30 protein-coding genes are annotated in these 25,459 nt (G+C 65.2%); 20 read left to right on the forward strand and 10 right to left on the reverse strand.

Annotated features, from left to right (window positions below):
- Positions 1 to 63 precede the first annotated feature (63 nt).
- From BMX78_RS15680 to BMX78_RS15690, 3 genes are read right to left on the reverse strand one after another with little or no spacing between them, the layout of a single operon-like run.
- Entirely contained in the window at positions 64 to 1,248 is a 1,185-nt protein-coding gene (locus BMX78_RS15680; RefSeq protein WP_091421044.1) for an acetyl-CoA acetyltransferase, read from the reverse strand.
- Positions 1,245 to 1,955, reverse strand: coding sequence for a CoA transferase subunit B (locus BMX78_RS15685; RefSeq protein ID WP_091421047.1), 711 nt, complete (start codon positions 1,953 to 1,955; stop codon positions 1,245 to 1,247). The genes BMX78_RS15680 and BMX78_RS15685 overlap by 4 nt, the downstream gene beginning before the upstream one ends.
- 31 nt (positions 1,956 to 1,986) lie before the next feature.
- Positions 1,987 to 2,718, reverse strand: a complete 732-nt coding sequence (locus BMX78_RS15690; protein ID WP_091421050.1) for a CoA transferase subunit A — start codon at positions 2,716 to 2,718, stop codon at positions 1,987 to 1,989.
- A gap of 182 nt (positions 2,719 to 2,900) precedes the next feature.
- Between BMX78_RS15690 and BMX78_RS15695 the strand changes: the two genes are divergently transcribed.
- Complete coding sequence (locus tag BMX78_RS15695; RefSeq protein WP_091421052.1) at positions 2,901 to 3,695, forward strand: IclR family transcriptional regulator; 795 nt, start codon at positions 2,901 to 2,903, stop codon at positions 3,693 to 3,695.
- A gap of 76 nt (positions 3,696 to 3,771) precedes the next feature.
- Here BMX78_RS15695 and nadE read toward each other — a convergent pair whose 3' ends face one another.
- A complete protein-coding gene (nadE, locus tag BMX78_RS15700) occupies positions 3,772 to 4,626 on the reverse strand; it encodes an NAD(+) synthase (protein WP_091421054.1) in 855 nt (284 codons plus the stop codon).
- Positions 4,627 to 4,700: 74 nt separating this feature from the next.
- Between nadE and pyrE the strand changes: the two genes are divergently transcribed.
- The 4 genes from pyrE (at position 4,701) to BMX78_RS15720 (ending at position 8,014) form a co-directional block, all read left to right on the forward strand.
- Entirely contained in the window at positions 4,701 to 5,285 is a 585-nt protein-coding gene (pyrE, locus tag BMX78_RS15705) for an orotate phosphoribosyltransferase (RefSeq protein WP_091421057.1), read from the forward strand.
- Positions 5,286 to 5,383: 98 nt separating this feature from the next.
- Complete coding sequence (locus BMX78_RS15710) at positions 5,384 to 6,151, forward strand: GAF and ANTAR domain-containing protein (protein ID WP_091421059.1); 768 nt, start codon at positions 5,384 to 5,386, stop codon at positions 6,149 to 6,151.
- An 85-nt stretch (positions 6,152 to 6,236) separates the two neighbouring features.
- The gene (locus tag BMX78_RS15715) at positions 6,237 to 6,890 is read left to right on the forward strand and encodes a hypothetical protein (protein ID WP_091421061.1); all 654 of its coding nucleotides are present in this window, start codon (positions 6,237 to 6,239) and stop codon (positions 6,888 to 6,890) included.
- 83 nt (positions 6,891 to 6,973) lie between these two features.
- Positions 6,974 to 8,014, forward strand: coding sequence for an alpha/beta fold hydrolase (locus BMX78_RS15720; RefSeq protein WP_091421063.1), 1,041 nt, complete (start codon positions 6,974 to 6,976; stop codon positions 8,012 to 8,014).
- 2 nt (positions 8,015 to 8,016) lie between these two features.
- On the opposite strand, the gene BMX78_RS15725 is transcribed toward BMX78_RS15720, so the two are convergent.
- Positions 8,017 to 8,847 carry an HAD-IIA family hydrolase gene (locus tag BMX78_RS15725; protein WP_091421066.1) on the reverse strand — a complete coding sequence of 277 codons (831 nt, stop codon included), beginning with the start codon at positions 8,845 to 8,847 and terminating at the stop codon, positions 8,017 to 8,019.
- A 73-nt stretch (positions 8,848 to 8,920) separates the two neighbouring features.
- On the opposite strand from BMX78_RS15725, the gene BMX78_RS15730 reads away from it, so the two are divergent.
- The 4 genes from BMX78_RS15730 to BMX78_RS15745 all read left to right on the forward strand — a co-directional run bounded on the left by BMX78_RS15730 (position 8,921) and on the right by BMX78_RS15745 (position 12,263).
- Positions 8,921 to 9,577, forward strand: coding sequence for a TrmH family RNA methyltransferase (locus BMX78_RS15730; protein ID WP_255470962.1), 657 nt, complete (start codon positions 8,921 to 8,923; stop codon positions 9,575 to 9,577).
- A gap of 128 nt (positions 9,578 to 9,705) precedes the next feature.
- Positions 9,706 to 10,644, forward strand: a complete 939-nt coding sequence (locus tag BMX78_RS15735) for a putative endonuclease domain-containing protein (RefSeq protein WP_091421071.1) — start codon at positions 9,706 to 9,708, stop codon at positions 10,642 to 10,644.
- Between the two features lie 174 nt (positions 10,645 to 10,818).
- Complete coding sequence (gene fbaA / locus BMX78_RS15740; protein WP_091421073.1) at positions 10,819 to 11,838, forward strand: class II fructose-bisphosphate aldolase; 1,020 nt, start codon at positions 10,819 to 10,821, stop codon at positions 11,836 to 11,838.
- Between the two features lie 2 nt (positions 11,839 to 11,840).
- Positions 11,841 to 12,263 carry a DUF3151 domain-containing protein gene (locus BMX78_RS15745; RefSeq protein WP_091421076.1) on the forward strand — a complete coding sequence of 141 codons (423 nt, stop codon included), beginning with the start codon at positions 11,841 to 11,843 and terminating at the stop codon, positions 12,261 to 12,263.
- A gap of 203 nt (positions 12,264 to 12,466) precedes the next feature.
- On the opposite strand, the gene BMX78_RS15750 is transcribed toward BMX78_RS15745, so the two are convergent.
- The gene (locus tag BMX78_RS15750) at positions 12,467 to 13,096 is read right to left on the reverse strand and encodes a uracil-DNA glycosylase family protein (RefSeq protein WP_091421078.1); all 630 of its coding nucleotides are present in this window, start codon (positions 13,094 to 13,096) and stop codon (positions 12,467 to 12,469) included.
- A 340-nt stretch (positions 13,097 to 13,436) separates the two neighbouring features.
- On the opposite strand from BMX78_RS15750, the gene BMX78_RS15755 reads away from it, so the two are divergent.
- From BMX78_RS15755 to BMX78_RS15780, 6 genes are all read left to right on the forward strand, one after another.
- Complete coding sequence (locus BMX78_RS15755) at positions 13,437 to 14,498, forward strand: M14 family zinc carboxypeptidase (protein ID WP_091421081.1); 1,062 nt, start codon at positions 13,437 to 13,439, stop codon at positions 14,496 to 14,498.
- 252 nt (positions 14,499 to 14,750) lie between these two features.
- Positions 14,751 to 16,040, forward strand: a complete 1,290-nt coding sequence (locus BMX78_RS15760; protein WP_091421083.1) for an adenylosuccinate synthase — start codon at positions 14,751 to 14,753, stop codon at positions 16,038 to 16,040.
- 305 nt (positions 16,041 to 16,345) lie between these two features.
- Positions 16,346 to 16,699: a YegP family protein gene (locus BMX78_RS15765; RefSeq protein WP_091421086.1), complete on the forward strand. Its 354-nt coding sequence runs from the start codon at positions 16,346 to 16,348 to the stop codon at positions 16,697 to 16,699.
- 285 nt (positions 16,700 to 16,984) lie between these two features.
- Entirely contained in the window at positions 16,985 to 17,536 is a 552-nt protein-coding gene (locus tag BMX78_RS15770) for an RNA polymerase sigma factor (protein ID WP_091421089.1), read from the forward strand.
- Entirely contained in the window at positions 17,533 to 18,399 is an 867-nt protein-coding gene (locus BMX78_RS15775; RefSeq protein WP_091421092.1) for a hypothetical protein, read from the forward strand. The genes BMX78_RS15770 and BMX78_RS15775 overlap by 4 nt, the downstream gene beginning before the upstream one ends.
- Before the next feature lie 24 nt (positions 18,400 to 18,423).
- Positions 18,424 to 18,849 (forward strand): CoA-binding protein, encoded by a 426-nt coding sequence (locus tag BMX78_RS15780; RefSeq protein ID WP_091421095.1) that lies wholly within the window; start codon positions 18,424 to 18,426, stop codon positions 18,847 to 18,849.
- Between the two features lie 13 nt (positions 18,850 to 18,862).
- Here the strand turns inward: BMX78_RS15780 and BMX78_RS15785 are convergent, their stop codons facing one another.
- Positions 18,863 to 19,891 (reverse strand): isopenicillin N synthase family dioxygenase, encoded by a 1,029-nt coding sequence (locus BMX78_RS15785; protein WP_091421100.1) that lies wholly within the window; start codon positions 19,889 to 19,891, stop codon positions 18,863 to 18,865.
- A gap of 45 nt (positions 19,892 to 19,936) precedes the next feature.
- Here BMX78_RS15785 and BMX78_RS15790 point away from each other — a divergent pair, with 45 nt between their 5' ends.
- From BMX78_RS15790 to BMX78_RS15805, 4 genes are read left to right on the forward strand one after another with little or no spacing between them, the layout of a single operon-like run.
- Positions 19,937 to 20,353, forward strand: a complete 417-nt coding sequence (locus BMX78_RS15790; RefSeq protein WP_091421101.1) for an MmcQ/YjbR family DNA-binding protein — start codon at positions 19,937 to 19,939, stop codon at positions 20,351 to 20,353.
- Entirely contained in the window at positions 20,353 to 20,913 is a 561-nt protein-coding gene (locus BMX78_RS15795) for a DUF1990 domain-containing protein (protein WP_286139065.1), read from the forward strand. Before BMX78_RS15790 ends, BMX78_RS15795 begins: the two co-directional genes overlap by 1 nt.
- Positions 20,910 to 21,227 carry a putative quinol monooxygenase gene (locus BMX78_RS15800; protein ID WP_091421104.1) on the forward strand — a complete coding sequence of 106 codons (318 nt, stop codon included), beginning with the start codon at positions 20,910 to 20,912 and terminating at the stop codon, positions 21,225 to 21,227. The genes BMX78_RS15795 and BMX78_RS15800 overlap by 4 nt, the downstream gene beginning before the upstream one ends.
- Positions 21,227 to 21,520 carry a DUF503 domain-containing protein gene (locus tag BMX78_RS15805; protein ID WP_091421106.1) on the forward strand — a complete coding sequence of 98 codons (294 nt, stop codon included), beginning with the start codon at positions 21,227 to 21,229 and terminating at the stop codon, positions 21,518 to 21,520. Before BMX78_RS15800 ends, BMX78_RS15805 begins: the two co-directional genes overlap by 1 nt.
- A gap of 94 nt (positions 21,521 to 21,614) precedes the next feature.
- On the opposite strand, the gene purL is transcribed toward BMX78_RS15805, so the two are convergent.
- From purL to purS, 3 genes are read right to left on the reverse strand one after another with little or no spacing between them, the layout of a single operon-like run.
- Positions 21,615 to 23,924, reverse strand: coding sequence for a phosphoribosylformylglycinamidine synthase subunit PurL (purL, locus tag BMX78_RS15810; RefSeq protein ID WP_091421109.1), 2,310 nt, complete (start codon positions 23,922 to 23,924; stop codon positions 21,615 to 21,617).
- A complete protein-coding gene (purQ, locus tag BMX78_RS15815) occupies positions 23,921 to 24,694 on the reverse strand; it encodes a phosphoribosylformylglycinamidine synthase subunit PurQ (RefSeq protein ID WP_091421111.1) in 774 nt (257 codons plus the stop codon). Before purQ ends, purL begins: the two co-directional genes overlap by 4 nt.
- A 1-nt stretch (position 24,695) precedes the next feature.
- Positions 24,696 to 24,947 (reverse strand): phosphoribosylformylglycinamidine synthase subunit PurS, encoded by a 252-nt coding sequence (purS, locus tag BMX78_RS15820; protein WP_091421115.1) that lies wholly within the window; start codon positions 24,945 to 24,947, stop codon positions 24,696 to 24,698.
- Between the two features lie 282 nt (positions 24,948 to 25,229).
- Here purS and BMX78_RS15825 point away from each other — a divergent pair, with 282 nt between their 5' ends.
- Positions 25,230 to 25,415, forward strand: a complete 186-nt coding sequence (locus BMX78_RS15825) for a hypothetical protein (protein ID WP_091421117.1) — start codon at positions 25,230 to 25,232, stop codon at positions 25,413 to 25,415.
- Positions 25,416 to 25,459 lie beyond the last annotated feature (44 nt).

Raw genomic sequence — 25,459 nt, forward strand, 5'->3', positions numbered from 1 at the left:
GCGGGGTCAGATATGGCCCGATAATCCGCTCCGGAACGGCCATATCTGACCCCGCGTTGCTTTTCAGACGGCCTCGAGGACGCTGACGTAGTTGGCGATGCCCACGCCGCCCATGTTCTGGACGGCGGCGCGGCGGGGGCCGGCCAGCTGCATGTCCCCGGCGGTCCCCGTGAGCTGCATGGCGGCGATGACGTGCTGCGAGACGCCGGTGGCGCCCACCGGGTGGCCTTTGGCCTTCAGGCCGCCGGAGACGTTGACCGGCAGCTTGCCGTCCTTGTACACCCAGCCTTCCTCGATGGCCCTGGCGCCCTGCCCGGGATCCGTCAGGCCCATGGCCTCGTACATCAGCAGCTCCGCGATGGTGAAGCAGTCATGCACTTCGGCGAAGTCCAGCTCATCGATTCCGACGCCGGCCATCGCCAGTGCCCGCTGCCATGACACCCGGGTGGCGTTGAAGGCTACGGGGTCCCTGCGCGCGGCGGGGAAGAAGTCGTTGGCGTGGCCGAAGCCGGCGAGGCGTACCGGAGCGGTGGCACCGCCGGTCGCCGCAGTAGACAGCACGACGGCGGCAGCGCCATCAGACACAGGGGAGCAGTCCGTGCGGCGCAGCGGGTCCGCCACCATCGGGTTTTTGTCCGACACCGTGCGGCAGAATTCGACGCCGAGGTCCTTGCGGAGCTGAGCGTAGGGGTTGTCCACGCCGTTGCGGTGGTTCTTGGCGGCGATGGAGCCCAGGACGTCCGAAACGCTGCCGTAGCGCTTCTCGTAGTGCTTGGCCACCTCGGCGAACAGCCCCGTGAAGCCGGTGGTGGAGGCCTTGCCGGCCATGTCGTAGTCGGCCCCCAAAAGGCCGGCCCCCACAACGTCGGCTCCGGCGTGGGTCATCTTCTCGGCGCCAATCACCAGCACGGTTTTCGCGGTGCCCGCCAGCAGGGACTTGGTGCCCTGCTGGAAGGCGGCAGAACCTGAGGCGCACGCATTCTCCACCCGTGTGGCCGGAACATTGGCGAGCTGGTCCGAGACCTGCAGTGCCAGCGAGGACGGGAACGCCAGGGGCATCATGCCGGAGTTGAACTGGCCGAGGTAGATCTCGTCGATCTGGCCCGGCTCGATGCCGGCGTTGGTGATTGCTTCGGTGGCCACCTGGACGATCAGTGACTCCAAGGTCTCGTCCACCAGCTTCCCGAAACGGCTGTGGCCCCAACCCGTGAGCAGGACGTCTTTACCGAACTGTTCCTGCAGGCTCATGCCGTTGCTCCTTCCAGGGCGGATTCCCCGACGCCGGACTCCCCGACGGCGGATCTGTCCAGGGCAACAGTGAACTCCGCCTCCGTCTTCTCCTGGATTTCCTCGACGGTGACCCCGGGCGCCAGCCGGGTCAGCGTGAGCTGCCGCCCGCCGTCGTCTGTCTTCGCAAGGTCAAAGACCGCGAGGTCGCTGATGATGCGGTCCACCACGGCGAGACCAGTCAGGGGCAGGGTGCATTCGCGGACGATTTTGGCGCTGCCGTCTTTGGCGTTGTGCTCGGTGAGGACCACGACGCGCGGTGTTCCGGCCACCAGGTCCATGGCACCGCCCATGCCCTTGACCATCTTGCCGGGGATGGTCCAGTTGGCGAGATCCCCGCTGCCGGAGACCTGCATGGCGCCCAGGATGGCCACTTTGACGTGGCCGCCGCGGATCATGCCGAACGAGGTGGCGGAATCGAAGATGCTCCCGCCGGGCAGCACCGTGACGGTCTGCTTGCCGGCGTTGATGAGGTCGGCGTCCTCCTCGCCCTCGTACGGGAACGGGCCCATGCCCAGCAGCCCGTTTTCGCTCTGCAGGACAACCCGGACGCCGTCGGGCAGGTTGTTGGCCACCAGCGTGGGAATGCCGATGCCCAGGTTGACGTAGTCGCCGTCGTTCAGTTCCTCGGCCGCGATGGCGGCCATTTCATCCCTGGTCCAGGCCATGGGGTTCTCCTTTTAGCTAGGTATTTGGTGGTCAGACGGCCAGGGCTTCGGCATCAGCCGGGACACCGCGCGGCCGGACGGTGCGCTGCTCGATGTCCTTGACCCTGTTGCTGGCCTGGACCAGGCGCTGGACGAAGACGCCAGGGGTGACGATGTGGTTGGGGTCCAGTTCGCCCGGCTGCACAACCACCTCCGCCTCGGCAATGGTCAGGAGGCCTGCCGTCGCCACCACCGGGTTGAAGTTCCGGGCGGTATAGCGGTAGATGAGGTTTCCGTCCGTGTCCGCGGTGTGGGCGTGGACCAGTGCGACGTCGGCCGTGATGGCGCGCTCCTGGACGTACGTTTCGCCGTCGAACACCTCGTGCGGCTTGCCTTCGGCAACCAGGGTGCCAACGCCGGTTTTGGTGTAGAAGGCAGGGATGCCCGCGCCGCCGGCCCGCAGTCGTTCCGCAAGGGTGCCCTGCGGGGTGAACTCGACCTCCAGGCGGCCGGCGAGATACTGCTCCGCGAAGAGCTTGTTCTCACCCACGTAACTGGCAATGACCTTCCGGACCTGGCCCGCCTCGATCAGGATGCCCAGCCCCTTGCCGTCCACCCCCATGTTGTTCGAGACCACTGTCAGGTCCTTCACGCCTGAATCCCGGACGGCTTCGATCAGGTCCGCGGGGATGCCGCTAAGGCCGAATCCGCCCACGGCGAGAGTCATTCCGTCCCGCAGTGCCCCTTCCAGGGCGACGGCGGGAGCTGGCTGAAGTTTGGACATGGCGCCTCCTCGTTGAGAGTCCCGCAATAATCGTCCACTTTGTGGACTATGGGTCTGGAGATGGACATTACGGGTGGGTTGGGAGGGCTGTCAAGGCATCAAAATTCGGCATTTCTGCCCGTTTCTACACTGTGGACGGTAAGGTAGTCCGTGTCCATATTATGGATAGAAAAAGGTGAAAAGTGAGTAATTCCCCAGTTCCGGGAGCCCAGGTGGTCAGCCGTGTTGCGGGCTTGTTGCGTCTCATCGGACGCAACGCGGACGGCATGCCGCTGTCCGCCCTGGTGATCGAATCCGGCCTTACCCGGCCCACGGTCCACCGGCTGTTGTCCTCGCTGGCGTCCGAGGGCCTGCTGGACCACGACCCCGGCAGCGGCAACTGGGTGCTGGGTCCGGAGGTTTTCCTGATGGGGTCGGTGGCGTCGGCCCGCTTCCCCCTGGAGGAGGTAGCCCGCCCGAGCCTCCGGCGGCTGGCCGAGGCAACCGGCGAGAGCGCCTTCTTCTCCATTCGCCGCGGCTCTGAGACGGTATGCCTGTTGCGGGAGGAGGGGAGCTTTCCGGTGCGGTCATTTGTGCTGCACGAGGGTGTCCGGTTCCCGCTGGGCGTCGCCTCGGCGGGCACCGCGATCCTGGCTTTCCTGCCGGAGGCCGAGCAAGAGGAACTGCTGCATGACTGGGCAGCGCATGCCGGGACATTCGCAGCGGGCCATCCCGAGGAAATTGTCCGGGCCAACCTGGCTCAGACCAGGCTGAAGGGTTACTCAGTGAACCCCGGGCTGGTGCTGGAAGGCAGTTGGGGGATGGGTGCCGCGGTGTTCGACCAGTCCGGCCGGCCTGCCTGGGCACTGTCACTGACCGGCATCGAGCCGCGGTTCAAACCGGAGCGGCAGGAGGAGCTGGGCAATCTCCTGATGGCCGAGGCGCACCGCATCACCCAGCAGTTGGGGGCGGTGGGGAAAGGCGCTCGGGCCCGCTGAGCCCCCGGCTTTGCCAGGGAACGACGACGGCGCGCTACCCCTTCCGGGGGCGGCGCGCCGTCGTTTTTCCTCAGGGCTACAGCCCTGCGCGGGGCTCCTCGGGGCCTTCGCCCGTCCACCAGGTGTCAAAAATCGTGACGGGGACGGTGCGCTTGTGCCGCGTGCGCAGGTATTTCGTTTCGATCGACTCCGCCACGGATTCCGGGACGTCCCGGCCTTCCAGGTAATCGTCGATCTGGTCGTAGCTCAGGCCCAGCTCGTCCTCGTCGGTGCGGCCTGGCCTGTCATCAAGCAGGTCCGCAGTGGGCACCTTTTCCCACACCCGCGCCGGGGCGCCCAGCTCGGCCAGCAGGGCGCGGTTCTGCCGCTTGTTCAGGCCAAACAGCGGCAGGATATCGGCGCCGCCGTCGCCATATTTGGTGAAGAAACCGGTGACGGATTCGGCGCCATGGTCGGTGCCGATGACCAGGTAGTTGTGTTCCCCGGCGAGCGCATACTGGGCAATCATGCGGGTGCGGGCCTTGGTGTTCCCCTTGTGGAAATCGGAGATCTCAGAGCCCACGGTCTTTTCGAACTCGTCCTCGAAGCCGTCCACGGCCGCTGAGATGTTAAACGTCCACTCGGTTTTGGGCTGGATGAAGTCCAGCGCAGCCTGGGCGTCCTCCTCGTCATGCTGAACGCCGTACGGCAGGCGCACGGCCACAAAGTTCGCGTCCACGCCTTCTGCCTCAAGCTCCTCGACTGCCAGCTGGGCCAGCCTGCCGGCCAGCGAGGAGTCCAGGCCGCCGGAAATGCCCAGGACAAAGCCTTTGGTGTGGGTGGCTTGAAGGTATTCCTTCAGGAAAGTGACGCGTTTGCGCACCTCCCCGGCGGGGTCGATCCGGGGCTGTACGCCCATTTCCTCAATGATCCTGGCCTGGAGTTCGCGCATGTGGTCCAGCCTAGCCAGCAGTGTCAACAGCGCTCAAGCATCCACACCGGCACGCCCACACTAAACTGGAGACCATGACTTCCCCCAGTGATACTGCAGTAGACACTGCAGCCGCCCGCGCCCGCCTGCTGGAACTGATCAAGGAACTTGCCGTGGTCCGCGGCAAGGTGATCCTGTCCAGCGGAGCGGAAGCCGACTACTACATCGACTTGCGCCGCATCACCCTGCACCATGAAGCCTCGCAGCTGGTGGGCCAGGTGATGCTCGCGCTGGCGGACGACGCCGGCATCGACTTTGAGTGCGCCGGCGGGCTCACCATGGGAGCCGACCCCGTAGGGACGGCAGTGATGCATGCGGCCCGTGACGCCGGCCGGAGCGTTGACGCGTTTGTGGTCCGCAAAGCCCAGAAGTCCTACGGCATGGGCCGGCAGGTGGAGGGTCCCTCGGTGGAGGGCCGCAAGGTGCTGGTCCTGGAGGATACCTCCACAACCGGCGGCTCGGCGCTGACGGCAGTGGAAGGCGTCCGGAAAGCCGGTGGCAATGTGGTGGCCGTTGCGGTGATCGTGGACCGGGATACCGGGGCCAAGGAAAAGATTGAAGCCGAGACCGGAGTGCCTTACCTGTTCGCCTTCGGCAAGGACGAACTCGGCCTTTCATAGCCCTGTTTCCACTGCTGCCCGGGCAGCGTGTTGGATCCGGGGCGGGAGTCCTTTATCATTTGCCTTATCCCCCTTATTCCGTACAGAGAACGTGCACTATGGTCCCCCCTGAACATCCCTTGAGCGCCACCGAGCAGGTCCAGAACCTGATCCTGGAGAGTGCCGACTTCGAGGACTTCATGAATGAACTTGCCCGGTTTTCGGCACATCAGGTGGCCGGCGGCGGCGAGGACGCCCTCTGCGGCATCACTCTGCTGCGGGACCGGAAGGCCGCCACCATCGGCTGGAGCAGCGACTCTGCCCGGGAAGTGGACGAGATCCAGTATTCCCTGTCTCAGGGGCCCTGCCTTACTGCGGCAAAAGAGGAACGCGAAGTCCATGTACCTGACCTGTTCGAGGAGAACCGGTGGGGACCGGACTACGCAAGTGCCGTGGCCTCGCACGGGCTGCGGTCGGTATTGTCCCTGCCGTTCAACCTCCAGGGCGACGCCAAGGCGGCACTGAATCTCTATTCCGACGTCCCGCGCAAGTTTGATGAGCGCGCCACCGCCAAGGCCCGGGGCTTCACCCGGGAAATTTCGCAAGCGCTCCGGCTGGCTGTGCGGTTCTCGCTTCACACGGACAGTGCGGCCAATCTCCGGGCCACGCTGCAGTCCCGGACCATCATCGACATTGCCATAGGCATCGTTATGGCGCAGAACAGGTGCAGCCAGGAGGCTGCGGTGAGTATCCTCACGGAGGCGTCCAGCAACAGCAACACCAAGCTGCGGGACATCGCCAAATCCCTTGTGGATTCGGTAGGGGGAGCTGGAACGCGCACCCACTTCCAGGAACCTGGACAGCTGCAGGCGGATCAATCAGCGTAGCGGGCGGCTTGTGCCGGACTCCCGCTGGAGGTTACGCTTACCGAGGTTGAGCCGTCGGCCATAGACACCCTTTTTTGGAGTACCTATGGACCAGACCCTTAATGCCCTCGTCAATCTAGATGTCCCTGCCGACGTTGTCCGCATCGATGTCCAGGGTAGCCTCAACCAGGATTCCCGCCCCAGCCTCGTCCAGATCGTCCGGCGTATCCGGCGCATGGGGATCCGTTCGCATATTCTCGTTGAGCTTTCACGGGCTGTGCTCGTAGAGTCTTCCGCACTTGCTGGCCTTCGGCATGAACTCAACGCCATCGATGCCAGCACCCTGATGGGAATCCACGGCGCCGGCGTATCGCTGGACCTTTCGCCTTCCGGCGACGAGTTCCCGGATGAAGCACTGCTGACGGTTACGGACGCCCTTTCGGTTCTCGCCTTTGCAGAAGCTGATTCCTTGCCTGAACTCGACCCTCTCGGATCGGCGGCAGCCACGCGCGGCCTTGATGAGGGGCAGTCCCTGGAACTCGCAGGGCTCGGGGCGTGGGGCGGCCGGGCGCTGCAGGAGTATTCGGATGAGGAACTTTTGCTGGCCAGCGACACACTCTTCGGCCTGCTGGACAACCCCGGGGCTTTCGCCGGCTCGGACCTGATGGCCCGGTACGAGGACATTGGCCGGGAGATCACGCGGCGCCAGCAGGACACCGCCAGCCCTTTCCCGCTGGCGGAAGGCCAGGCGGCCAGCTGAATTGCTGCGGGTGACCAGGCGTCACTGAATGGTTACCGCCGCCTTCTTGCGGCGGCGTCTTCCGTTGTGCCTACGGTAGGGGTGTGCCGTACGAGGGGGACACAGGTCCGCAGGACAAGCGGGGGGCTTCCGGAGCCCGGCTGCTGGCGGAAGCCGCTGCCCTCAAACAGTTTTCACGCCGCGCGTTCCTGACCGGGGCAGGTGCTTCCGGCGTACTCGCCGCCGACATGATCCTCACCCGGGAGGTGCAGTCGCAGCGCCGTTCCAACAGGATCCTCGCGGTTCCGGACGACTTCGCCGACGCCTACTACCCGGACGCCAGCTGGTTCCTGTTTCCCGGCTACAAAACCAGTTGGGAGGAGGCGCAGTGGATCCTGAACTCCCTCCGCGGTGCGCTGGACAAGCGCGCCCGGTTGGCCGCCGTCGGCTATTCAAACCAGGGGCTGGACATCGATGAGCTGGTCATCGCCGTCATCGAGTACGTCCGCGCGCAGAAGCTGACCAAACTGTACTTCTACGGGCACAGCTTCGGCGGGATGGTGGCAACACAGGTAGCTGCCCGGCTGCTCGAAATCCACGGAGTGGAGGTGGAGTTCATCGTCCTGGACTCCAGTCCCTACAGCAAGCATGATGTGCTGGACCAAAGCTGGTTCGACGGCGTCGTGTTCCTGTATGAGCGCGGCATCCGGTTCCCGTCCACGGTGCGGGGCGGGTACGAGCTGGGCGAGCGGGTCATCCACAAGGACGAACGCACCTGGCGCCAGATCCTTGACCAGACGCTCGAACAGCTGTCCCCGATCGCCCCGTCCAACCTGCTCATCCAGTCGGAGTCCGCTTATATTTATCATTTCGACGGCCTGCGGTTCGTGGACAAGCTGGGCCACGCCAAGATGGCCTACATCGGAAACCCGCGAGACCGCACCGTCCGCTACCAGACGGCGGTTGAGTCCTGGGCGGTGGCGTTCAAGGCGAACATGGTGTCCAGTGATTTGCAGACCGTGGGTGCTGCTCCGGCCCATGCCAGTCCGGGCTGGAACCCGAACATCTACCGGCCCCTCCTGCAACAGCTGCTGGACGAAAACTTTCCGCTGCCCCGGGGCGGATCCCGCGTGAGTGTCTTCTAGGCCTAGACCTGGTTCTTCAGGTCCGCCACAGAGTTCAGCACCTGGTTGGGCCGGAACGGGTAGGCGCCAATGTCCTCACGCTGCGTGATGCCGGTGAGCACCAGGACCGTGTGCAGCCCGGCTTCCATGCCGGCGATGATGTCCGTGTCCATCCGGTCACCGATCATGGCGGTGGTTTCCGAGTGCGCGTCGATCTGGTTCATCGCCGAGCGGAACATCATCGGGTTGGGCTTGCCCACAATATAAGGCTCCCGGTCCGTGGCTTTGGTGATCAGTGCTGCTATCGCTCCGGTGGCCGGCAGGGGCCCGTCCTTGGATGGGCCGGTGGCGTCCGGGTTCGTGGCAATGAAACGGGCCCCGGCAAGGATCAGGCGGATGGCCGTGGTGATGGCTTCAAAGGAATACGTGCGCGTCTCGCCAAGCACCACAAAGTCAGGATCCTGGTCGGTGAGGATGAATCCAGCCTCGTGCAGCGCCGTCGTCAGCCCTGCCTCGCCGATGGTGTAGGCGCGGTTGCCGGACCCTGAACCTTCCACCTGGTCCTTGAGGAACTGGGCGGTGGCCAAAGCCGAGGTCCAGATGTTCTCTTCCGGAACCTCCAGGCCGGAAGCCTTCAGCCTTGCAGCGAGGTCCCGCGGGGTGAAAATTGAGTTGTTGGTGAGCACCAGGAAGCGCTTGGACGTGTCCACCCACCGCTGGATGAGTTCCGCGGCGCCCGGCACCGCCTGGTTTTCGTGGACCAGCACCCCGTCCATGTCCGTGAGCCAGCACTCGATCTCCTGGCCGCTGCGGTACACCGCCGGATTGCCTGCAACCTTGTCCGCTTCTGCCATGCCCTACCTCTTCACCCGTGATGAAAGCCCGAAAGGTCCAGTCTAGTGTTGAGGGGTGAACCAAACCCCCGGTATGACGTCCCAACCCCAGCCCGAGCCGGCGGAAGCCGCGCCCGAAAAGGCGGAGGTCGGCGTCGGGCCGTGGGAAGGCGAACTGCCCGACGGCGACCACTGGGACCCCGATCTCCTCGCGGACGGTGACCGGCGGAACGTGCTGGACAAGTACCGCTACTGGAAGCACGAGGCGATCGTGGCGGAACTGGACTCCCGCCGCCACAGCTTCCATGTCGCCATCGAAAACTGGCAGCACGACCTCAACATCGGCACAGTGGTGCGCACCGCCAACGCGTTCCTCGCCAAAGAGGTGCACATCATCGGCCGACGGCGGTGGAACCGGCGCGGCGCCATGGTCACCGACCGCTATCAGCACGTCCGCCACCACCCCACTGTTGAGGACTTCGTGGCGTGGGCGGACGGGGAGGGGCTGGCCATCATCGGAATCGACATCTTCCCCGACTCGGTACCGCTGGAAACCTACGAACTGCCCAGGGATTGCGTCCTGGTGTTCGGGCAGGAAGGCCCCGGCCTCACCCCCGAAGTGCACGAAGCCGCCGTCGCCACGCTGTCCATCGAACAGTTCGGCTCCACCCGGTCCATCAACGCGGCCTCCGCTGCCGCGATCGCCATGCACGCCTGGGTCCGCCGGCACGTCTTCAACCAGCACGTCTAGCTTCGCGAGATGACACTTAACGGCAATGCCGGCGCCGGGGATTGCCGTTAAATGCCATCTCGCTGCGTCCTTGGCACCCGAGCTGTGGATAACTCCTTCCCGCCAATCCTCCCGGACGACAATGAGGGATGCGCAGGGCCGCCCTTCCAGACCACCTGACCAACGGTTCCTTTTCCCTCCGGGCCTCCGACAAAGCCGGGGTCACACGTACGCGCACCGCGGCGAAGGACCTGGTAACTGTTTCACGCGGAATCCGCGTCCCGGCCAAGTCTGGAGCCACGGGATCGCTGGCATTGCGGGCCTACACTGACCTCGACGACACGTCCATCCTGGCGTCCTTGTCGGCTGCGCACATTTGGGGCGCTCCCTTGTCAGCCCGATGGAGCGGTGACTGGCGGATCCACCTCGCCCGGCGCCGCGGTTTCAGCTTCCCGCGTCGTGCCAACGTCGTAGGGCACCTGTTGACCTTCCTCCCGGAAGAGGTGATGGAGTACGACTGCGTCCGGCTCACCTCGCCTGCGCGGACCTGGCTGGACTTGGCTTCTGTGCTGAATGTGGCAGAACTGGTGGCGGTGGGCGACTATCTCGTCTGCTCCCATGGATCCGCGTTCCCACGCTCCAAGGAGGCCATCTGCAGCATGGAGGAGTTGCGCGACATCATCAGTCGGCATCCCGGGATGAGGGGCGTTCGCAGTGCGCGCGAGGCCCTTGACCTGATTCGAGTGGGATCGGATTCTGCACCCGAGACCCAGATGCGCCTGCTGCTCGTTGATGCCGGGCTGCCGGAGCCGGTTCTGAACCACGTGCTGTTCGACCGGCGTGGAGTTGCTGTCCTTTGGCCGGATGCGGCCTACCCGCAATGGGGGATTGCACTCCAGTACGACGGCGAACACCATGCGGGGGCGGAGCAGCACCTCAGGGATATCCGGCGGCAGGACATGACTGCCTCGCAGGGCTGGTTGGAAGTCCGGATTGGGAAGCAACACATCGAAGGCGAGCATCCCGCCGTTGTATCCAAGGTCAGGCTGGCCTTGCAAAGCCGGGGCTGGAGCCGAAATGACAGATAACGGCAATGGCGGGCCCCGCGATTGCCGTTAAGTGCCAACTCGGCTGGGTCATGGGAGGCCAGGGTGGGGCGTAACCCACAGCACACCCCCGGCGGAAATGACTAGGATGGTGCTAGCCGTAAGCGGTACTCCAGGGTTACCAGCCCACAGACGAACCTCAGCATAGGAGTCAGCATGCCCATTGCAACCCCAGAGATCTACTCCGAGATGATCGACCGCGCAAAAGCGGGCGGCTTCGCATTCCCCGCCGTGAACGTGACCTCCTCGCAGACGCTGAACGCAGCCCTGCGCGGCTTCGCAGACGCTGAGTCCGACGGCATCGTCCAGGTATCCACCGGCGGTGCGGCGTACTGGTCCGGCGCCTCCACCAAGGACATGGTTGCCGGTTCGCTGGGCTTCGCCGCGTTCGCCCGCGAAGTTGCCAAGAACTACAACGTCAACATCGCCCTGCACACGGACCACTGCCCCAAGGACAAGCTGGACGGCTTCGTCCTGCCCCTGCTGGCTGCTTCCGAAGCTGAGGTCAAGGCCGGCCGCAACCCGCTCTTCAACTCCCACATGTGGGACGGTTCCGCAGAGACCCTGCAGGAGAACCTGCGCATCGCCCGCGAACTGCTCGAGCGAACCGCTGCCGCCAAGATGATCCTCGAGGTCGAAATCGGCACCGTGGGCGGCGAAGAGGACGGTGTGGAGAACGAGATCAACGAAAAGCTTTACACCACGGTCGAAGATGCACTGGCCACCATTGAAGCGCTGGGCTCCGGCGAGAACGGCCGCTACATCACCGCGCTGACCTTCGGCAACGTCCACGGCGTGTACAAGCCCGGCGGCGTGAAGCTGCGCCCGGAGATCCTCAAGGACATCCAGGCACAGGTTGGCGCCAAGATCGGCAAGGACAGCCCGTTCGACCTCGTATTCCACGGCGGCTCCGGCTCCTCGGACCAGGAAATCGCGGACGCTGTCTCCTACGGCACCATCAAGATGAACATCGACACCGACACCCAGTACGCCTACACGCGTCCGGTGGCGGACCACATGTTCCGCAACTACGACGGCGTCCTGAAGGTGGACGGCGAAGTGGGCAACAAGAAGACCTACGATCCCCGCGTCTGGGGCGCATCGGCTGAAGCCGGCCTGGCAGCCCGCGTGGTGGAGGCCACCAAGCAGCTCGGCTCGGCCGGAAAGACCTTCTAGGAATGTCCGACGAGTTCCGCCGGAACCTCATGGGCCCCGAGCCCACGCTCCTGCCTGCCGAGACCGAGGTCAACCAGCAGCTGGAAGCGGGCCAGGAGCCCCTGGACCTCGTGGCCCAGCACCCAACGTCCTCGCTGCTGTGGGCACTGCTCGCGGAAGAGGCCTGGGCCGAGGGGCGCACCATCGATTCCTATGCGTACTCCCGGGTGGGTTACCACCGCGGACTGGACTCGCTGCGCCGCAACGGCTGGCGCGGCGTGGGTCCCATCCCCTGGGAGCACGAGCCCAACCGAGGCTTCCTGCGGGCGCTGTATTCGCTGGGCCGCGCAGCATCGGCGATCGGTGAGGCCGAGGAGCCGGAGCGGATCGAGAAGTTCCTGAACGACTCCGATCCCACGGCGAAATCAGCGATCGAAGCGAAATAGCACAACCAACGCGGGGTCATATTCCGCCCTCTCCGGCTACCGGATTGGGCGGGAAGTGACCCCGCGTTGGGTTAAAAGAACGACGACGGCCGGTCACCTTTTCGAGAAAGGTGACCGGCCGTCGTCGTCAGCGGTGGTTGAGCTTGTCGAAACCTGATTTCGACAAGCTCAATCACCGGAAAACAGCAACCTCAACGGGCTGGTTAGGCCTTTTGCAGGCCCGTGCGGGCCATGGCGTCGGCGTAGGCCACGCGCATGGCTTCGAGGTATTCCTCCTGGCGGGCGGGTGAACCGGCGAAGGCGCGGCCGCTGAGGGAGCGCACCTTGTAGGTCTTCAGGCCGCGGCGCCAGAGCAGCGGGACTTCGGTCTTCAGCAGCAGGTTGGCCAGGCGGTTGGCCTCCGTGCCGTGAGCCACGATCACAGAAGCGCGGGGCACCACGGCCAGGAACTTCAGCAGTGGCTTCAGGCCGGCGGCGATCTGGTCCGGGGTGAACTTCCCGTTCGGCTCGCCGGGGATGTGCCACGGGTGGACGTTCCACGGCATCACGTACTCGGGGCGAAGGCCCAGCTTCCACTGGATGCCGAGCATCCGGGTGGCGGCGTCAGCGTCCCCGGAGGTGATGAAACCGGATTTGTCGGCCTCGCCAATGTTCGAGTAGAGGCTGATGATCCGGCATTCCTCGACGTCGTGCATGGGGTCGACGTAGGGCACTGTTGTGCCGGGCTTTGCCTCCTGCAGGGAATCGCACAGCTCGTTGACGGCGGCAACATTGGGTTCGTAGCGGCGGCTCAGAAGCTGCTCATGGAAGGATTCGGGTGCCAGTGCGGTCATGTAGTGCTGGGTCTCCTGCGGGGATTGGTGTTGCTGCCACCGCGAAAAATGGGCGCACGGTGGCGCAACACATTCGAGGTGGTTGAAATGGGGTGGGCCGATTCCGGGTCGGCCTTTCCCAGTTTAGCAAGCCCCGGGAAACGAAACGCCGGTGCAGGGCCACGGGAAAAGTGATGCTCCGCGCGGTTTCGGCGTATGTTCCGGATCGTAATAACTGCATGCCGGAACCTGTTATATCCATTGACAGCTTTCGTCCAGCTTGGTTGGCTCTTGTCACGGGCCGCAATGGGGGACATGGCGGCCTGGACGCACCCAATGCACTCGAAAGAGGTAACGCACCGTGAGAAAAACCCTGGCAACTTTCAGGACCCTGGCCGCAACCGGAGCCCTGGCCCTGGCAGCAGTGACCGTTCCGGCACCGGCGATGGCCGTAGGGGAAGGGCCCAACTACGACGGGAACGGCCAGATCACCACCTCCAAGCTGGCCACGTACGACCAGATGGTGTCATTCCTCAAAGACCAGGACGCCCGCCAGCAGGCCATGGAACTGGAAGTCATCGGCCAGACGGTGAAGGGCCGGGACATCCACCTGGTCAAATACATCTCGGATCCGGCCAAGCCCACCATCCTCTACCTGACGCAGCAGCACGGCAACGAGCAGCTCACCACCGAAGGTGCCCTGGAATTTGTCAAGCACCTCGGCACCGCAAAGTCGGGGCACGTCCTGGATGGAGTCAACATCCTCATCGTTCCCATGCTGAACGCAGACGGTGCCATGGGTGACGTCAACTTTTCCCTTGACGGCTACCAGGCCAAAGGTGACCGCAACATGACCCGCTACAACGCCGAAGAAGTGGACCTCAACCGCGACCACGTGGACAAGGTCCAGCCGGAAACCCAGGCGCTGCACAACAACGTGATGCGCAAGTACCGGATCGATTACATGATCGACCTCCACCACCAGGGCACCCGCAGCCAGCGCGACGGTGAGCTGGTATCCGGCTCCATCCTGTACCCCACCACGCCCAACGCCGATCCTGCTGTTGTGGAGAAGTCCAAGCAGCTGGGCGCAGTGGTGTTCCACAACGTCGACTCCACCGGCTGGGGCCACCTGGGCAAGTATGTGGGCGGCAGCGCAGAAACCATCAGCCGCAACGGCATCGCCGTCGAATACGGCATCGCCACCCTGCTGTTCGAGATGCGCGGCATGTCCGACCACTACCTTGACGGCTATGCCCTGGGCCTGCGCAGCAACGGGTACCTGATCAAGCAGACGGTCACCACGCTGACCGCAACGGCCGCCGCCATCGCTGACGGGTCAATTGCCGACGCCGACACCTCCTTCTGGGACAGCCTCGCCACCCAGACCTCCCGCCCCGCCGGGGAGGCCGAGGACGAGTAGCAGCCGCCGGCAGCCCGCCGCGTCCGCTCCCGGAGGCCTTTTACTCCGCAAGAAGGGCCGCGGCGGGCCAACGGGTGGACAAACCCGCCAATCGGCTAAACTTGGGTGGTAAGAGCCCCGGAACTCTTGCATCGCTGTGCCGCCCTGCGGCCGGCGAAGGGCGGTCGATTCGGGGCATTCTCATGAACGGCGCTGTACAGTCCCGCCACGTTGTGGCCGGACCGGCAGCCCGAACGAATGGGGGAGGATCCCATGCCAGCAATTGTGATCGTAGGAGCCCAGTGGGGCGACGAAGGAAAAGGCAAGGCGACCGACCTGCTGGGCGGCCGCGTTGACTACGTCGTCAAACCAAACGGCGGCAACAACGCCGGGCACACCGTCGTCGTAGGCGGTGAAAAATACGAACTCAAGCTGCTTCCGGCAGGCATCCTCAGCCCCAACGCCGTCCCCATCATCGGCAACGGCTGCGTAGTGAACCTCGAGGCACTCTTCCAGGAGATCGAAGGCCTCCAGGCACGCGGCGCCGACACCTCAAAGCTCCGTGTCTCCGCCAACGCCCACCTCGTGGCGCCGTACCACCAGGTGCTGGACAAGGTGACGGAGCGCTACCTCGGCAGCCGCGCCATCGGGACCACGGGCCGCGGTATCGGCCCCGCGTACATGGACAAGGTGGCCCGCCTGGGCATCCGCGTCCAGGACGTCTTCGACGAGTCGATCCTCCGCCAGAAGGTGGAAGGCTCGCTGCGGCAGAAGAACGAACTCCTGGTCAAGATCTACAACCGCCGCGGCGTGCTGGTCGAGGAGATTGTGGAGTATTTCCTCTCCTTCGCCGACCGGCTCCGCCCGCTGGTCATCGACAGCACCCTGGTCCTGAACACGGCCCTGGACGAGGGCAAGGTAGTGCTCATGGAGGGCGGCCAGGCCACGTTCCTGGACGTGGACCACGGCACCTACCCGTTCGTGACCTCCTCCAACCCCACCGCGGGCGGTGCGTCCGTGGGCTCGGGCATTGGCCCCACCCGCATTTCCCGCTCCATCGGCATCATCAAGGCATACACCACCCGCGTTGGTGCAGGACCGTTCCCCACTGAACTGTTCGACGAGATGGGTGTGTACCTGCAGAAGACCGGCGGCGAATTCGGCGTCAACACCGGCAGGCCGCGCCGCTGCGGCTGGTACGACGCCGTCCTGGCCCGCCACGCCTCCCGCGTCAACGGCTTCACGGACTACTTCGTCACCAAGCTGGACGTGCTCACCGGCATCGAGCAGATCCCCGTCTGCGTGGCGTACGACGTAGACGGCGTCCGCCACGATGAGATGCCCATGACGCAGACCGAGTTCCACCACGCAGTGCCCATCTTCGAGTACTTCGAGGGCTGGGCCGAGGACATCACCGGGGCACGCACATTGGCGGACCTTCCGGAGAATGCCCGCAATTATGTGCTGGCCCTCGAAAAGCTCTCCGGTACGCGGTTCTCCGCCATCGGCGTCGGCCCGGACCGGGACCAGACCATTGTGCTGAACGACCTCATCAACGACTGACGGGTGGGCCCACGCTACCGAGGGGCCCAAACGAGCTTGCGGGATTGGGGAGGTAGCGGGGAGGGTCACCTTCAAAGGTGGCCCGCCCCGTCGCCTTGTGCCGGTAAATTACAGCAATTTACACAGGGTTAACGCCTTGGGTCTTGCGGGGTTGCGGGCCTACCGGAGAGACTCGTTGGTACACCCGGTGACCCGATCACCAATCGTTCGACCAGACCCGCGGGAATAAGGGGCAGTGATGCGCCCGGACCGGCCGGTGGCAATGGCGCCCCCGCATACGGACCCGCAGAACGGAAGGATTTGTTATGGCCGGTAAGTTCGAAGCGTTTGTTGACCACGATTCCTTTTTCAGATTCCGCCTCCTTGCACCGGACGGCACCATCATGGCCGTCTCGGGCCCCTTTGACACCAAAACCGCCCTCGCTGCCGGAATTGCCGCAGTCCGGGAATGCGCAGGCACCGGACTGGTGACCGATCTTTGCCCGGCCGGCACTGTGGCGCGCCAGGCGCCTGCTGCAGTTCCGGCGTCGGCTGCCGCCACCGCCCAGGAGGACTGCGACGACCGGCGCGTGCCCGCCTCCGGGCACACCTTCAGCTTGGCCAACGGTCCCCGCCGGCAGGGAAGCCGGCCCCGCTGGGTGACGGCTGCGGCCCGCTGAAAAAGGCCCCGCAAAAAAATTCCTAAAGTTTTTGCCCCAGGGCGTAACCCTTGGCCTGCCCGGAGCGATTACCCCTATGTAGCGCCGGCCTGGAACTTGTCCCCCATCACGTTCCAGGCCGGCTCTTTCAATGTCCGGGGCGGGGGCGTGACCGATGCACCATAACGCGTGGCGCACCCGGGCAGTGGTTACCGAAGGGTAAAGTGATGCGGGGAAAAGGCATTCCGTGAAGCGGATTCAGCCTCACCCCCCAGTGGCCCTTCTTTGACCGAAAGCACTACGTCCGTGATTGATGCGCTGACAGACCAGGACCTGGGTGAGCACTCCGCCGGGCCGGCCGTCTTCAGCGTCGTCTACCGGACATATGCGTCACAGGTCCTGGGCTATCTCACTGCCCGGGGAGTCGAGGATCCGGAGGCGGCCATGCAGGAAGTGTTCCTCTCCGTCCTGCCGCGGCTTGGCACCATTCACGGCGGTACGGCCGGGCTGCGCACGTTGATCTTTTCGGTGGCCCACGCCCGGATGGTGGACGACCACCGGCGCCAAAGCCGCACACCCGCCAAGTTGCCTTTCGAGCCCGAGCTGGACCGGCGGGAAGACTCCTCCGCCGAATCCGAAGCCCTCGAACGAATCTCCCCGCGGGAAGTCCTGGACCTTCTGGACGGGTTGCCCCAGGACCAGCGCGAGGTCCTGTCCCTGCGCCTCGTGGCCGGGCTCACCGTGGAGCAGTCAGCCGATGCCATGGGCAAAAGTCCCGGTGCCGTCAAGCAGCTGCAGCGGCGGGCGCTGGGCAAGCTCCGGGAACTTTCGGCAGTGAAGGAGTACCTGAGGCCATGACACCGCAAGCCAACGTGTTGCCGGAAACCGTGGAGGAGATGCTCCTCGACGCCGGATTCGGGCAGGATGACACGCTTCGCTCAGCCCTCCTCTCGCTGGGATCCCTGGCGTCGCTGCCCGCACCCGTCCCGTCCGGCGAACTTGCCGCGCTGCTGGCCGGAGACAACGAAGGGCCCGGGGGCGACGAGTTGGGGCGGCGCCGGTGGCTCCGCGCGCACCGGCCCACGGTGGTGGGGCTTGCCCTGATAGCGGGGATGGGGATGGGTGCGCGCGGGGTTGCCGCCAGCACGGCCCCTGCCGGGCAGGCGGGGAGCCTCTCCATCCAGCACATGCTCAAGGACTGGGCTCCCGCCTGGAGTCTTCCGGCGCCGCAGGCCCTCGGAACCGGGCTGCCGGCAACGGCTCTGTCCGGCAGCACTGGAGCTGAAGTGGAAGCTTCTGAACCGGACCTGGGCGATACTGCTGACAGCCAACCCGCTGGCGTTGCGGAGAATCCTGCTGGTCCCCGCCGCAGCCCGGCGGCCTCCGCCGGAATCCCGGCCACGCACGCCCCCGGAGGGAAGGGGAGCGGTGCGGCCGCCACCGGGCAGGGCATGGCGAAAGGGACCGGAAACGACGCCGGTGCTGCCGCCACGGATGCTGGTTCTGCCGCCACGGCTAAGGGGAAGGCGGACGGGCAGCCGGGGCATGCCGTGGGGCAGGACGGCCAAGTCGGTTCCGATGCGCCGGGCAAGGTTGGTGATGCCGTGCCGGGTGTGCTGGCCTACGTGGCCGGAGGGACTTTGCAGGGGACGGCGGACACCGCCGGCCAGGCCTTGAAGGCCATCCCCGGCAACAGCTGGCTGCAGAAGTTCAACCGGTAGCCGCGGGCGACGTAGGCTAAGCGCATGGGCCACAAAAATGATCCTGCCGTTGTCGAACGCCTGATGCGGACCAAAGGTCGCTGGGCCATCGTGGGCCTCACTACGAATGAGTGGCGTGCAGCCTACGACACCTCGCTTTTTATCCGGGACCGGCTGGGAATGGAGATTATCCCCGTCAACCTTCCCGGCGAAGCCGTACACGGGGAAAGTGGCTACCGGAGCCTCGGTGACATCCCGCCCGAAAAGCATCCCATCGAGGTCGTGGACTGTTTTGTGAACTCGCAGAAGGTGGGGGATGTCGTGGACCAGGCCATCGCGGTGGGAGCGAAAGCGGTGTGGCTGCAGCTGGGTGTCATCGACGAGGCCGCGGCGGAACGGGCCAAGGCTGCCGGGCTGGACGTTGTGATGGACACCTGTCCCGCCCAGCAGGCCTGGAAATACAACCTCTGACGTTCCTGCCGGTTCAGCGGGTCAGGAGCCCCGGATAGTGCCGTTCCGTGACGTCCGGGTGGGCCCGCATCCTGCCTTTGAGCATATTCATCCCGTAGGAAGCCAACAGCGGGTTGGCGGGATCGTCAGTGATACCCCGCGCTTCGGCCTTGAGCTCCGGCGGGAGGGGGACGGGATCGATCACGGCGTCGAGGCGGGGCGACCAGAAGAACGGGACCGAATACCTGTCCACGCCCGGTGGCGGCGCCTGGACCCGGTGAATCGTGGCCACGAGGTAGCCTTCGGTCGCGACTTCGAGCATCTCGCCCAGGTTCACCACCAGGGCTCCGGGGATGGGCTCGACGGGCGCCCATTCGCTGGCCCCGGGCGGAAGGACCTCCAGTCCGCCGATATCGTCCTGCAGCAGGAGCGTGACGAACCCGTAGTCCGCGTGTGAGCCCACGCCCTGGTCGCCTGCGGCTTCCACGACTCCGCCCACGTAGTGAACCAGCTTTCCCATCCAGGCCGGGCTGCCCTGGAACGGCTCGTCGAAGTAGTCTTCGGGCAGTTTCAGTGAGACCGCGATGGCCCGGAGCAGTTCCATTCCTACCCGGGACATCAGTTCCGCCCACTCCATTGCGGCAGGCTTGAGTTCCGGGAAGGAGTCTTCGGGCCACAGGTTGGGGCCTTGGAGCAGCCAGTAAGGCTTGTCGTCCGGGTAGTCCGTGACCGGCTCGCGTTCGGGCGAATAGTCGATTTGCTCCCGGGCATCCGCACGGCCCTGGGTCACCTCCGTGCCCATCCGTGTGTATCCGCGGAAGTGCGGAGAACGCCGGTTGTCCAGCTTCATCCGTTCCTCCAGCGGCAGCGCAAAGAACCGCCTGATAAGGTCCAGCAGGCGTTCCGGCTGGCCTGGCGACGCACCGTAACCGGTGATCTGGAAGAAACCCACATGGTGCGTTGCATGGCGCAGCTGCTCGATGAATTCCGGATTGAAGGACCCGTCGGATTGCCGGGCCGTGGCCAGGTCCAGAACAGGAATGGCCCCCTGATCGTGTGACATCCTCGCAGACTAGCACCGCGGCAGCCGGCTTTGTAGGCTTCGTGAATGGACCCTGCTGCATTGAGGAAGATCTGCCTCTCGTTTCCCGGCGCGTTCGAGGATTATCCGTTCGGGCCGGAGACGGCTGTCTTCAAGGTTCGGGCCGATACCGCCGGCGGGGCGCGGCATGAGGCCAAGCTTTTCGCGCTGTCCGGGATGGACCTGCGGGACTGGTATGTGAACCTTAAATGTGAGCCCAACCTTGCCGTGCAGCTCCGCGCCGCGCACCCGGAAATCACCGGCGCATGGCACATGAACAAGACGCACTGGAACGGGGTCCGCCTTGATGGGGCCCTGCCGGATGACATGATCCGCGACATGGTGGAGGACTCCTACGACCTGGTGGTGGCAGGGCTGACCAGGAAACAGCAGGAGCAGCTCGGTTGGGCACGGCTTGCCGGCTCCAGGGGCATCGAGCAGTGATGCCCAAGTGGCCGCAGCAGGGCATGCGGCATGACCTTGATTACCCCGGCATAGGAGGAACGGAGCACGGCGCCGTTCCGAAGGGGTACGCCGGGGTCCTGGAAGAGGTCCAGCTGGGCAGTGGCTTTGCCGTGTACCGGCGGGTGGCAGCGGGCATTCTATCCTGGGAGCTCCAGCGGCGCGCAGGCCTCCGCGTCCGGACGGATTCACCACAGGTGGTGCCGGGAGCGCTGGTGGTGAGTGGTTTCGGCGTCGGACCCTTTCGCTTGAATGCCCCCTGCGAGGTGGTCTGGGTTCACGAACCGCTGACGGCGGATGTGCCGCAGTCCGCTGGATTTGGCTACGGAGCGTTGCGTGGGCACCCGGCCCGCGGCGAGGAATCCTTCGAGGTGGAGATCAACAGCGACGCCGATGTTCACCTACGGATCCGCGCGTTCAGCAAGCCGGGCAACTGGTTCTACGCGGCCGGGGGACTGGTGACCCGGGCGGCGCAGCGCCACGTTACATCCCGGTACATTGAAGGGGCACGGCAACTCGCTGCGGAAGGACTGCGCCCATGATTTTTATCGTCGTCAAATTCAAGGTCAAGCCCGAGTGGTCGGAGCGCTGGCCCGGCCTGGTGGCGGATTTCACCCAGGCCACGCGGCAGGAACCGGGCAACCTCTGGTTCGACTGGTCGCGCAGCCTCGATGACCCGAACGAGTACGTCCTGGTGGAAGCCTTCAAGGACGATGCCGCCGGCGACCACGTCAACAGCCCACACTTCAAGCAGGCCATGGCGGACATGCCCCAGGCCCTCGCCGAAACACCCCGCATCATCAGCCGCCAGCTCGACGGCGACGCCTGGGACCTCATGGGGGAGCTCACCATCTGATGTGGATCGGCTGGATCGAATTCGACATCCTCCTGGGCGACGTGCAGAGCCTCAAGGAAAAGCGTTCCGTCGTCAGGCCGCTGATCGCTGAAGTCAAGCGCCGCTTTGACGTCTCCGTGGCGGAGGTAGGGGACCATGACCAGTACCGGCGCACCCGGTTGGGTGCAGGCCTCGTGGCAGCCGACCGGGCCCACCTCGTGGAGGTGCTGGCCGCCGTCGAACGCCTGGTAGCAGGGCGCCCTGAAATCGAACTGCTCAGCGCACGCCAGCGGGAGCTCCACAGCGAAGATTAGGGCCCGGGTTAAACCAACGCGGGGTCACTCAGCGCCCATCCCGGAGGGATTTTTGGGCGGTAAGTGACCCCGCGTTGCTTGTTAGGGGTGGGGCCTAGCCAAAGTACTTCGGCAGGGTCCCTTCGTGGGCTTCGCGGAGCGCGTCCAGGGACAGGCTCTCCACTCCGTTGATGTCCAGGGTTCCGCTGGCAGCGTCCACCACACCGATACGGGTGTGGGTGAAGCCGCGGGCGGTGCACATATCCGTGAAGCGGACTTCCTCCGACCGGGGAACGCCCACAACGGCGCGGCCCTGGGATTCGGAGAAGAGCGCCGTGAACAGGTCCACGCCGTCCCGGTCCAGGACATCCTGCAGTGCGATCCGGGCACCCACGCCGTAGCGCAGCGAGGACTCCACCAGGGCAGCCGCGAGGCCGCCTTCGGAGAGGTCGTGGGCGGAGTCGATCATGCCGTCGCGTGAGGCGTTGATCAGGATCTCACCCAGGGCGCGTTCGGCGTCGAGGTCCACCTTCGGCGGCTGGCCGCCGAGGTGGCCGCGCATGTTGGCCCACTCGGAGCCATCGAGCTCGGCAGCGGTGGTGCCCAGCAGGTAAATCGCCTGGCCGTCCTCACGCCAGCCCGACGGCGTGCGGCGGGCGACGTCGTCGAGCTTGCCCAGCACCGCCACCACGGGGGAGGGGTGGATGGGCGTGGTGCCCGTCTGGTTGTAGAGCGAAACGTTGCCGCCGGTAACCGGGACACCGAGCACCTTGCAGGCGTCGGACAGGCCGCGGATGGCCTCCGCCAGCTGCCACATGACGTCCGGGTCCTCGGGGGAACCGAAGTTCAGGCAGTCGCTGACGGCCATCGGGACGGCGCCGGAGGTGGCGACGTTCCGGTAGGCCTCGGCGAGCGCCAGCTGCGCACCGTGGTAGGGATCGAGGTAGGTGTACCGCCCGTTGGCATCGGTGGCCAGGGCAACGCCCAAGCCGGTTTCCTCATCCACGCGCACCACGCCGGCGTCGTCCGGGAACGCCATGGAGGTGTTGCCGCCAACGTACCGGTCGTACTGGTTGGTGATCCAGGACTTGGAGCACATGTTGGGCGATGCCACCAGTTCGGTGACTGCCGCAGCGAGCTCCGAAGGAGCTGAGGGCCGGCCGGCGTCCTGCACGGAACCGGTGAAGGTGTCGGCCTGCACAGCGTCCTGCCACTCGGGGCGGGCGAACGGGCGGTCGTACACCGGACCGTCATGTGCCACGGTGCGGGGATCGACGTCGACAATCACCTCGCCTTCCCAGGTGATGATGAGGCGGCCGGTATCGGTTACCTCGCCCAGCCACGCGTATTCGACAGCCCACTTGTCCATCACGGCTTCGAACGCCGCAACGTTCTCCGGGGTGACAACCGCCATCATGCGTTCCTGCGACTCGGACATCAGGATTTCGCCCGGGGTCAGCGTGGGGTCGCGCAGCAGCACGGAAGTCAGCTCAACCTGCATGCCGCCGTCGCCATTGGAGGCCAGCTCGGAGGTGGCGCAGGAGATGCCGGCGGCGCCGAGGTCCTGGATGCCTTCCACCAGGGAGCCCTTGAACAGCTCCAGGCAGCACTCGATGAGGACCTTCTCGGCGAACGGGTCGCCCACCTGCACCGCGGGGCGCTTCGAGGGCTTGGTGTCGTCGAAGGATTCGGAGGCGAGCACGGAGGCGCCGCCGATGCCGTCGCCGCCGGTGCGGGCACCAAACAGCACCACCTTGTTGCCCTTGCCGGAGGCGTTGGCGAGGCGGATGTCCTCGTGGCGCATCACGCCCACTGCGAGGGCGTTGACCAGCGGGTTGCCCTGGTACACGGAGTCGAACACCATTTCGCCGCCGATGTTCGGCAGGCCCAGGGAGTTGCCGTAGCCGCCGATACCGGCCACCGCACCGTGCATCACGCGCGCGGTGTCCGGGTGGTCGATGGCGCCGAAGCGCAGCGGATCCATCACGGCAACAGGGCGGGCGCCCATGGAGATGATGTCGCGGACAATGCCGCCGATGCCGGTCGCGGCACCCTGGTAGGGCTCAACGAACGACGGCGAGTTGTGCGATTCGATCTTGAAGGTCACGGCCCAGCCGTCCCCGAGGTTGGTCACGCCGGCGTTTTCGCCGATGCCCACCAGCATGTCCTTCTTCATCTCCGGGGTCACCTTTTCGCCGAACTGGCGCAGGTGGTTCTTGGAGGACTTGTAGGAGCAGTGCTCGCTCCACATCACGGAGTACATGGCGAGCTCGGCGCCGGTGGGACGGCGGCCCAGGACCTTGAGGATCTCGTCGAACTCGTTCTGCTTCAGGCCCAGCTCGGCCCACGGCAGTTCGGTGTCCGGGGTTTTCGCGGCGTTCTCGACAGTGTCGATATTGAACTTCTTGGTGGTTTCGATGCTCACTTGTCGCCTCCCACAATCTTGGTCAAAACGGAGGTGAAGAAGCCGAGGCCGTCGGTGTCGGACCCGCCGATGCCATCAAGCGACTCGGGGCCGAATCCGGCCTCCACCGCGTGCTCGGGGTGCGGCATGAGGCCCACCACGTTGCCGGCGGCGTTGGAGATGCCCGCGATGTCGCGGCGGGAACCGTTGGGGTTGAATCCGACGTAGCGGAACACCACGCGGCCCTCAGCCTCAAGGGCATCGAGGGTCTTCTCGTCCGCGATGTACTGGCCGTCCTGGTTCTTCAGCGGCACAGTGATTTCCTGGCCCGCCTGGTAGTCCAGCGTCCAGGCGGTGTTGCTGTTCTCGACGCGCAGCACCTGGTCGCGGCACATGAACTTCAGGTGGTCGTTCTTGATCATCGAACCGGGCAGCAGGTGCGACTCGGTGAGGATCTGGAAGCCGTTGCAGATGCCGAGCACGGGCAGCTTGGCCTCGCTGTTGGCCGCGTCAATGATTTTGGACATCAGCGGTGCAAACCGGGCGATCGCTCCGGCGCGGAGGTAGTCACCGTAGGAGAAACCGCCGGGAATAACCACCGCGTCCACGTCGCCAAGTTCCGTATCCGCGTGCCAAAGTTCGACGGCGGTGCCACCGGCCAGGCGCACGGCGCGGGCAGCGTCGCGGTCATCCAGGGTCCCGGGGAAGGTGACGACGCCGATCCGGGCCCCGGCGAGGCGCGGCTCCGCCGCGACGGCGACGGCTTCTCCGATCAGGGGGAGTTCAGTCATGTCAGGCCTCGACGACCTCGACGTTGACGACGTCCTCGATCACGGGGTTGGACAGCAGGGTCTTTGCGGCATCGCGTGCCTGGGCCAGGATGTCCTCGGTCACCTCGCCGTCGACAGTCAGTTCAAAACGCTTGCCCTGGCGGACAGAGCTGAAGCTGGTGAAGCCCAGCCGGGGCAGAGCGCCGACGATAGCCTTCCCCTGCGGGTCCAGAATCTCGGGCTTGGGCATAACGTCAACAACGATCCGGGGCATCCGGTAACTCCTGTGCGTGAGCTTGGGTAAGGGCGCAGCTCAGTGGTGCCGTCTCACGCCGTACCGAGGTGTTTGGGGGACACTTTGAAAGACTTGGTGGACGGGCGCTCCGCGAGCTTGCTAGTCCATTCTACCGGCCGGAGCGTCCCACCCTGTATTCGGCTGATTCCTGCCGTGCTGACCGGTTCGGGCAGCATATGGAGCCGGACTCACAGGGTTCCGCCGCAGTCCCATATTGAAGAGATTCTGGAGTTGTGCGGGTGGGGTCATTAGGATTGCTGAATGGCTGAGAAATCGAGATCCGTGCTGTTGCCGGTGATGGCCGCGGCTGTATTCGCCGGGCTGGGCCGGATGGTCCTGCAGAAGATCAAGGCAGACCGGTTTGCCCGGGAGAACCGTGTTGCCGGACCGGTGGACGAAAAAACCAGGCAGTGGATCAGCGACGTCGTCAGGACGCCCCGCCAATAACAGCGCGGGACACAGCAGCGTGAGGTAGTCGGGGTGCCCTGCGG

The organism is Arthrobacter sp. OV608 (assembly GCA_900110595.1).
In the GTDB taxonomy this organism is placed as follows: Bacteria; Actinomycetota; Actinomycetes; order Actinomycetales; family Micrococcaceae; genus Arthrobacter.

Bases quoted from the DNA above. Each gene is read 5' to 3' on its own strand.
- BMX78_RS15745 (WP_091421076.1), top strand. From the start codon at position 11,841: ATGTCCGACGAGTTCCGCCGGAACCTCATGGGCCCCGAGCCCACGCTC.
- BMX78_RS15750 (WP_091421078.1), bottom strand. From the start codon at position 13,096: ATGACCGCACTGGCACCCGAATCCTTCCATGAGCAGCTTCTGAGCCGC.
- BMX78_RS15680 (WP_091421044.1), bottom strand. From the start codon at position 1,248: ATGAGCCTGCAGGAACAGTTCGGTAAAGACGTCCTGCTCACGGGTTGG.
- BMX78_RS15795 (WP_286139065.1), top strand. From the start codon at position 20,353: ATGCCCAAGTGGCCGCAGCAGGGCATGCGGCATGACCTTGATTACCCC.
- BMX78_RS15730 (WP_255470962.1), top strand. From the start codon at position 8,921: ATGACGTCCCAACCCCAGCCCGAGCCGGCGGAAGCCGCGCCCGAAAAG.
- BMX78_RS15690 (WP_091421050.1), bottom strand. From the start codon at position 2,718: ATGTCCAAACTTCAGCCAGCTCCCGCCGTCGCCCTGGAAGGGGCACTG.
- purS (WP_091421115.1), bottom strand. From the start codon at position 24,947: ATGCCCCGGATCGTTGTTGACGTTATGCCCAAGCCCGAGATTCTGGAC.
- BMX78_RS15710 (WP_091421059.1), top strand. From the start codon at position 5,384: ATGGTCCCCCCTGAACATCCCTTGAGCGCCACCGAGCAGGTCCAGAAC.
- BMX78_RS15760 (WP_091421083.1), top strand. From the start codon at position 14,751: ATGCCAGCAATTGTGATCGTAGGAGCCCAGTGGGGCGACGAAGGAAAA.
- BMX78_RS15765 (WP_091421086.1), top strand. From the start codon at position 16,346: ATGGCCGGTAAGTTCGAAGCGTTTGTTGACCACGATTCCTTTTTCAGA.
- BMX78_RS15775 (WP_091421092.1), top strand. From the start codon at position 17,533: ATGACACCGCAAGCCAACGTGTTGCCGGAAACCGTGGAGGAGATGCTC.
- BMX78_RS15825 (WP_091421117.1), top strand. From the start codon at position 25,230: ATGGCTGAGAAATCGAGATCCGTGCTGTTGCCGGTGATGGCCGCGGCT.
- BMX78_RS15780 (WP_091421095.1), top strand. From the start codon at position 18,424: ATGGGCCACAAAAATGATCCTGCCGTTGTCGAACGCCTGATGCGGACC.
- BMX78_RS15805 (WP_091421106.1), top strand. From the start codon at position 21,227: ATGTGGATCGGCTGGATCGAATTCGACATCCTCCTGGGCGACGTGCAG.
- fbaA (WP_091421073.1), top strand. From the start codon at position 10,819: ATGCCCATTGCAACCCCAGAGATCTACTCCGAGATGATCGACCGCGCA.
- BMX78_RS15685 (WP_091421047.1), bottom strand. From the start codon at position 1,955: ATGGCCTGGACCAGGGATGAAATGGCCGCCATCGCGGCCGAGGAACTG.
- BMX78_RS15790 (WP_091421101.1), top strand. From the start codon at position 19,937: ATGGACCCTGCTGCATTGAGGAAGATCTGCCTCTCGTTTCCCGGCGCG.
- BMX78_RS15785 (WP_091421100.1), bottom strand. From the start codon at position 19,891: ATGTCACACGATCAGGGGGCCATTCCTGTTCTGGACCTGGCCACGGCC.
- purQ (WP_091421111.1), bottom strand. From the start codon at position 24,694: ATGACTGAACTCCCCCTGATCGGAGAAGCCGTCGCCGTCGCGGCGGAG.
- nadE (WP_091421054.1), bottom strand. From the start codon at position 4,626: ATGCGCGAACTCCAGGCCAGGATCATTGAGGAAATGGGCGTACAGCCC.
- BMX78_RS15725 (WP_091421066.1), bottom strand. From the start codon at position 8,847: ATGGCAGAAGCGGACAAGGTTGCAGGCAATCCGGCGGTGTACCGCAGC.
- BMX78_RS15715 (WP_091421061.1), top strand. From the start codon at position 6,237: ATGGACCAGACCCTTAATGCCCTCGTCAATCTAGATGTCCCTGCCGAC.
- BMX78_RS15735 (WP_091421071.1), top strand. From the start codon at position 9,706: ATGCGCAGGGCCGCCCTTCCAGACCACCTGACCAACGGTTCCTTTTCC.
- BMX78_RS15800 (WP_091421104.1), top strand. From the start codon at position 20,910: ATGATTTTTATCGTCGTCAAATTCAAGGTCAAGCCCGAGTGGTCGGAG.
- pyrE (WP_091421057.1), top strand. From the start codon at position 4,701: ATGACTTCCCCCAGTGATACTGCAGTAGACACTGCAGCCGCCCGCGCC.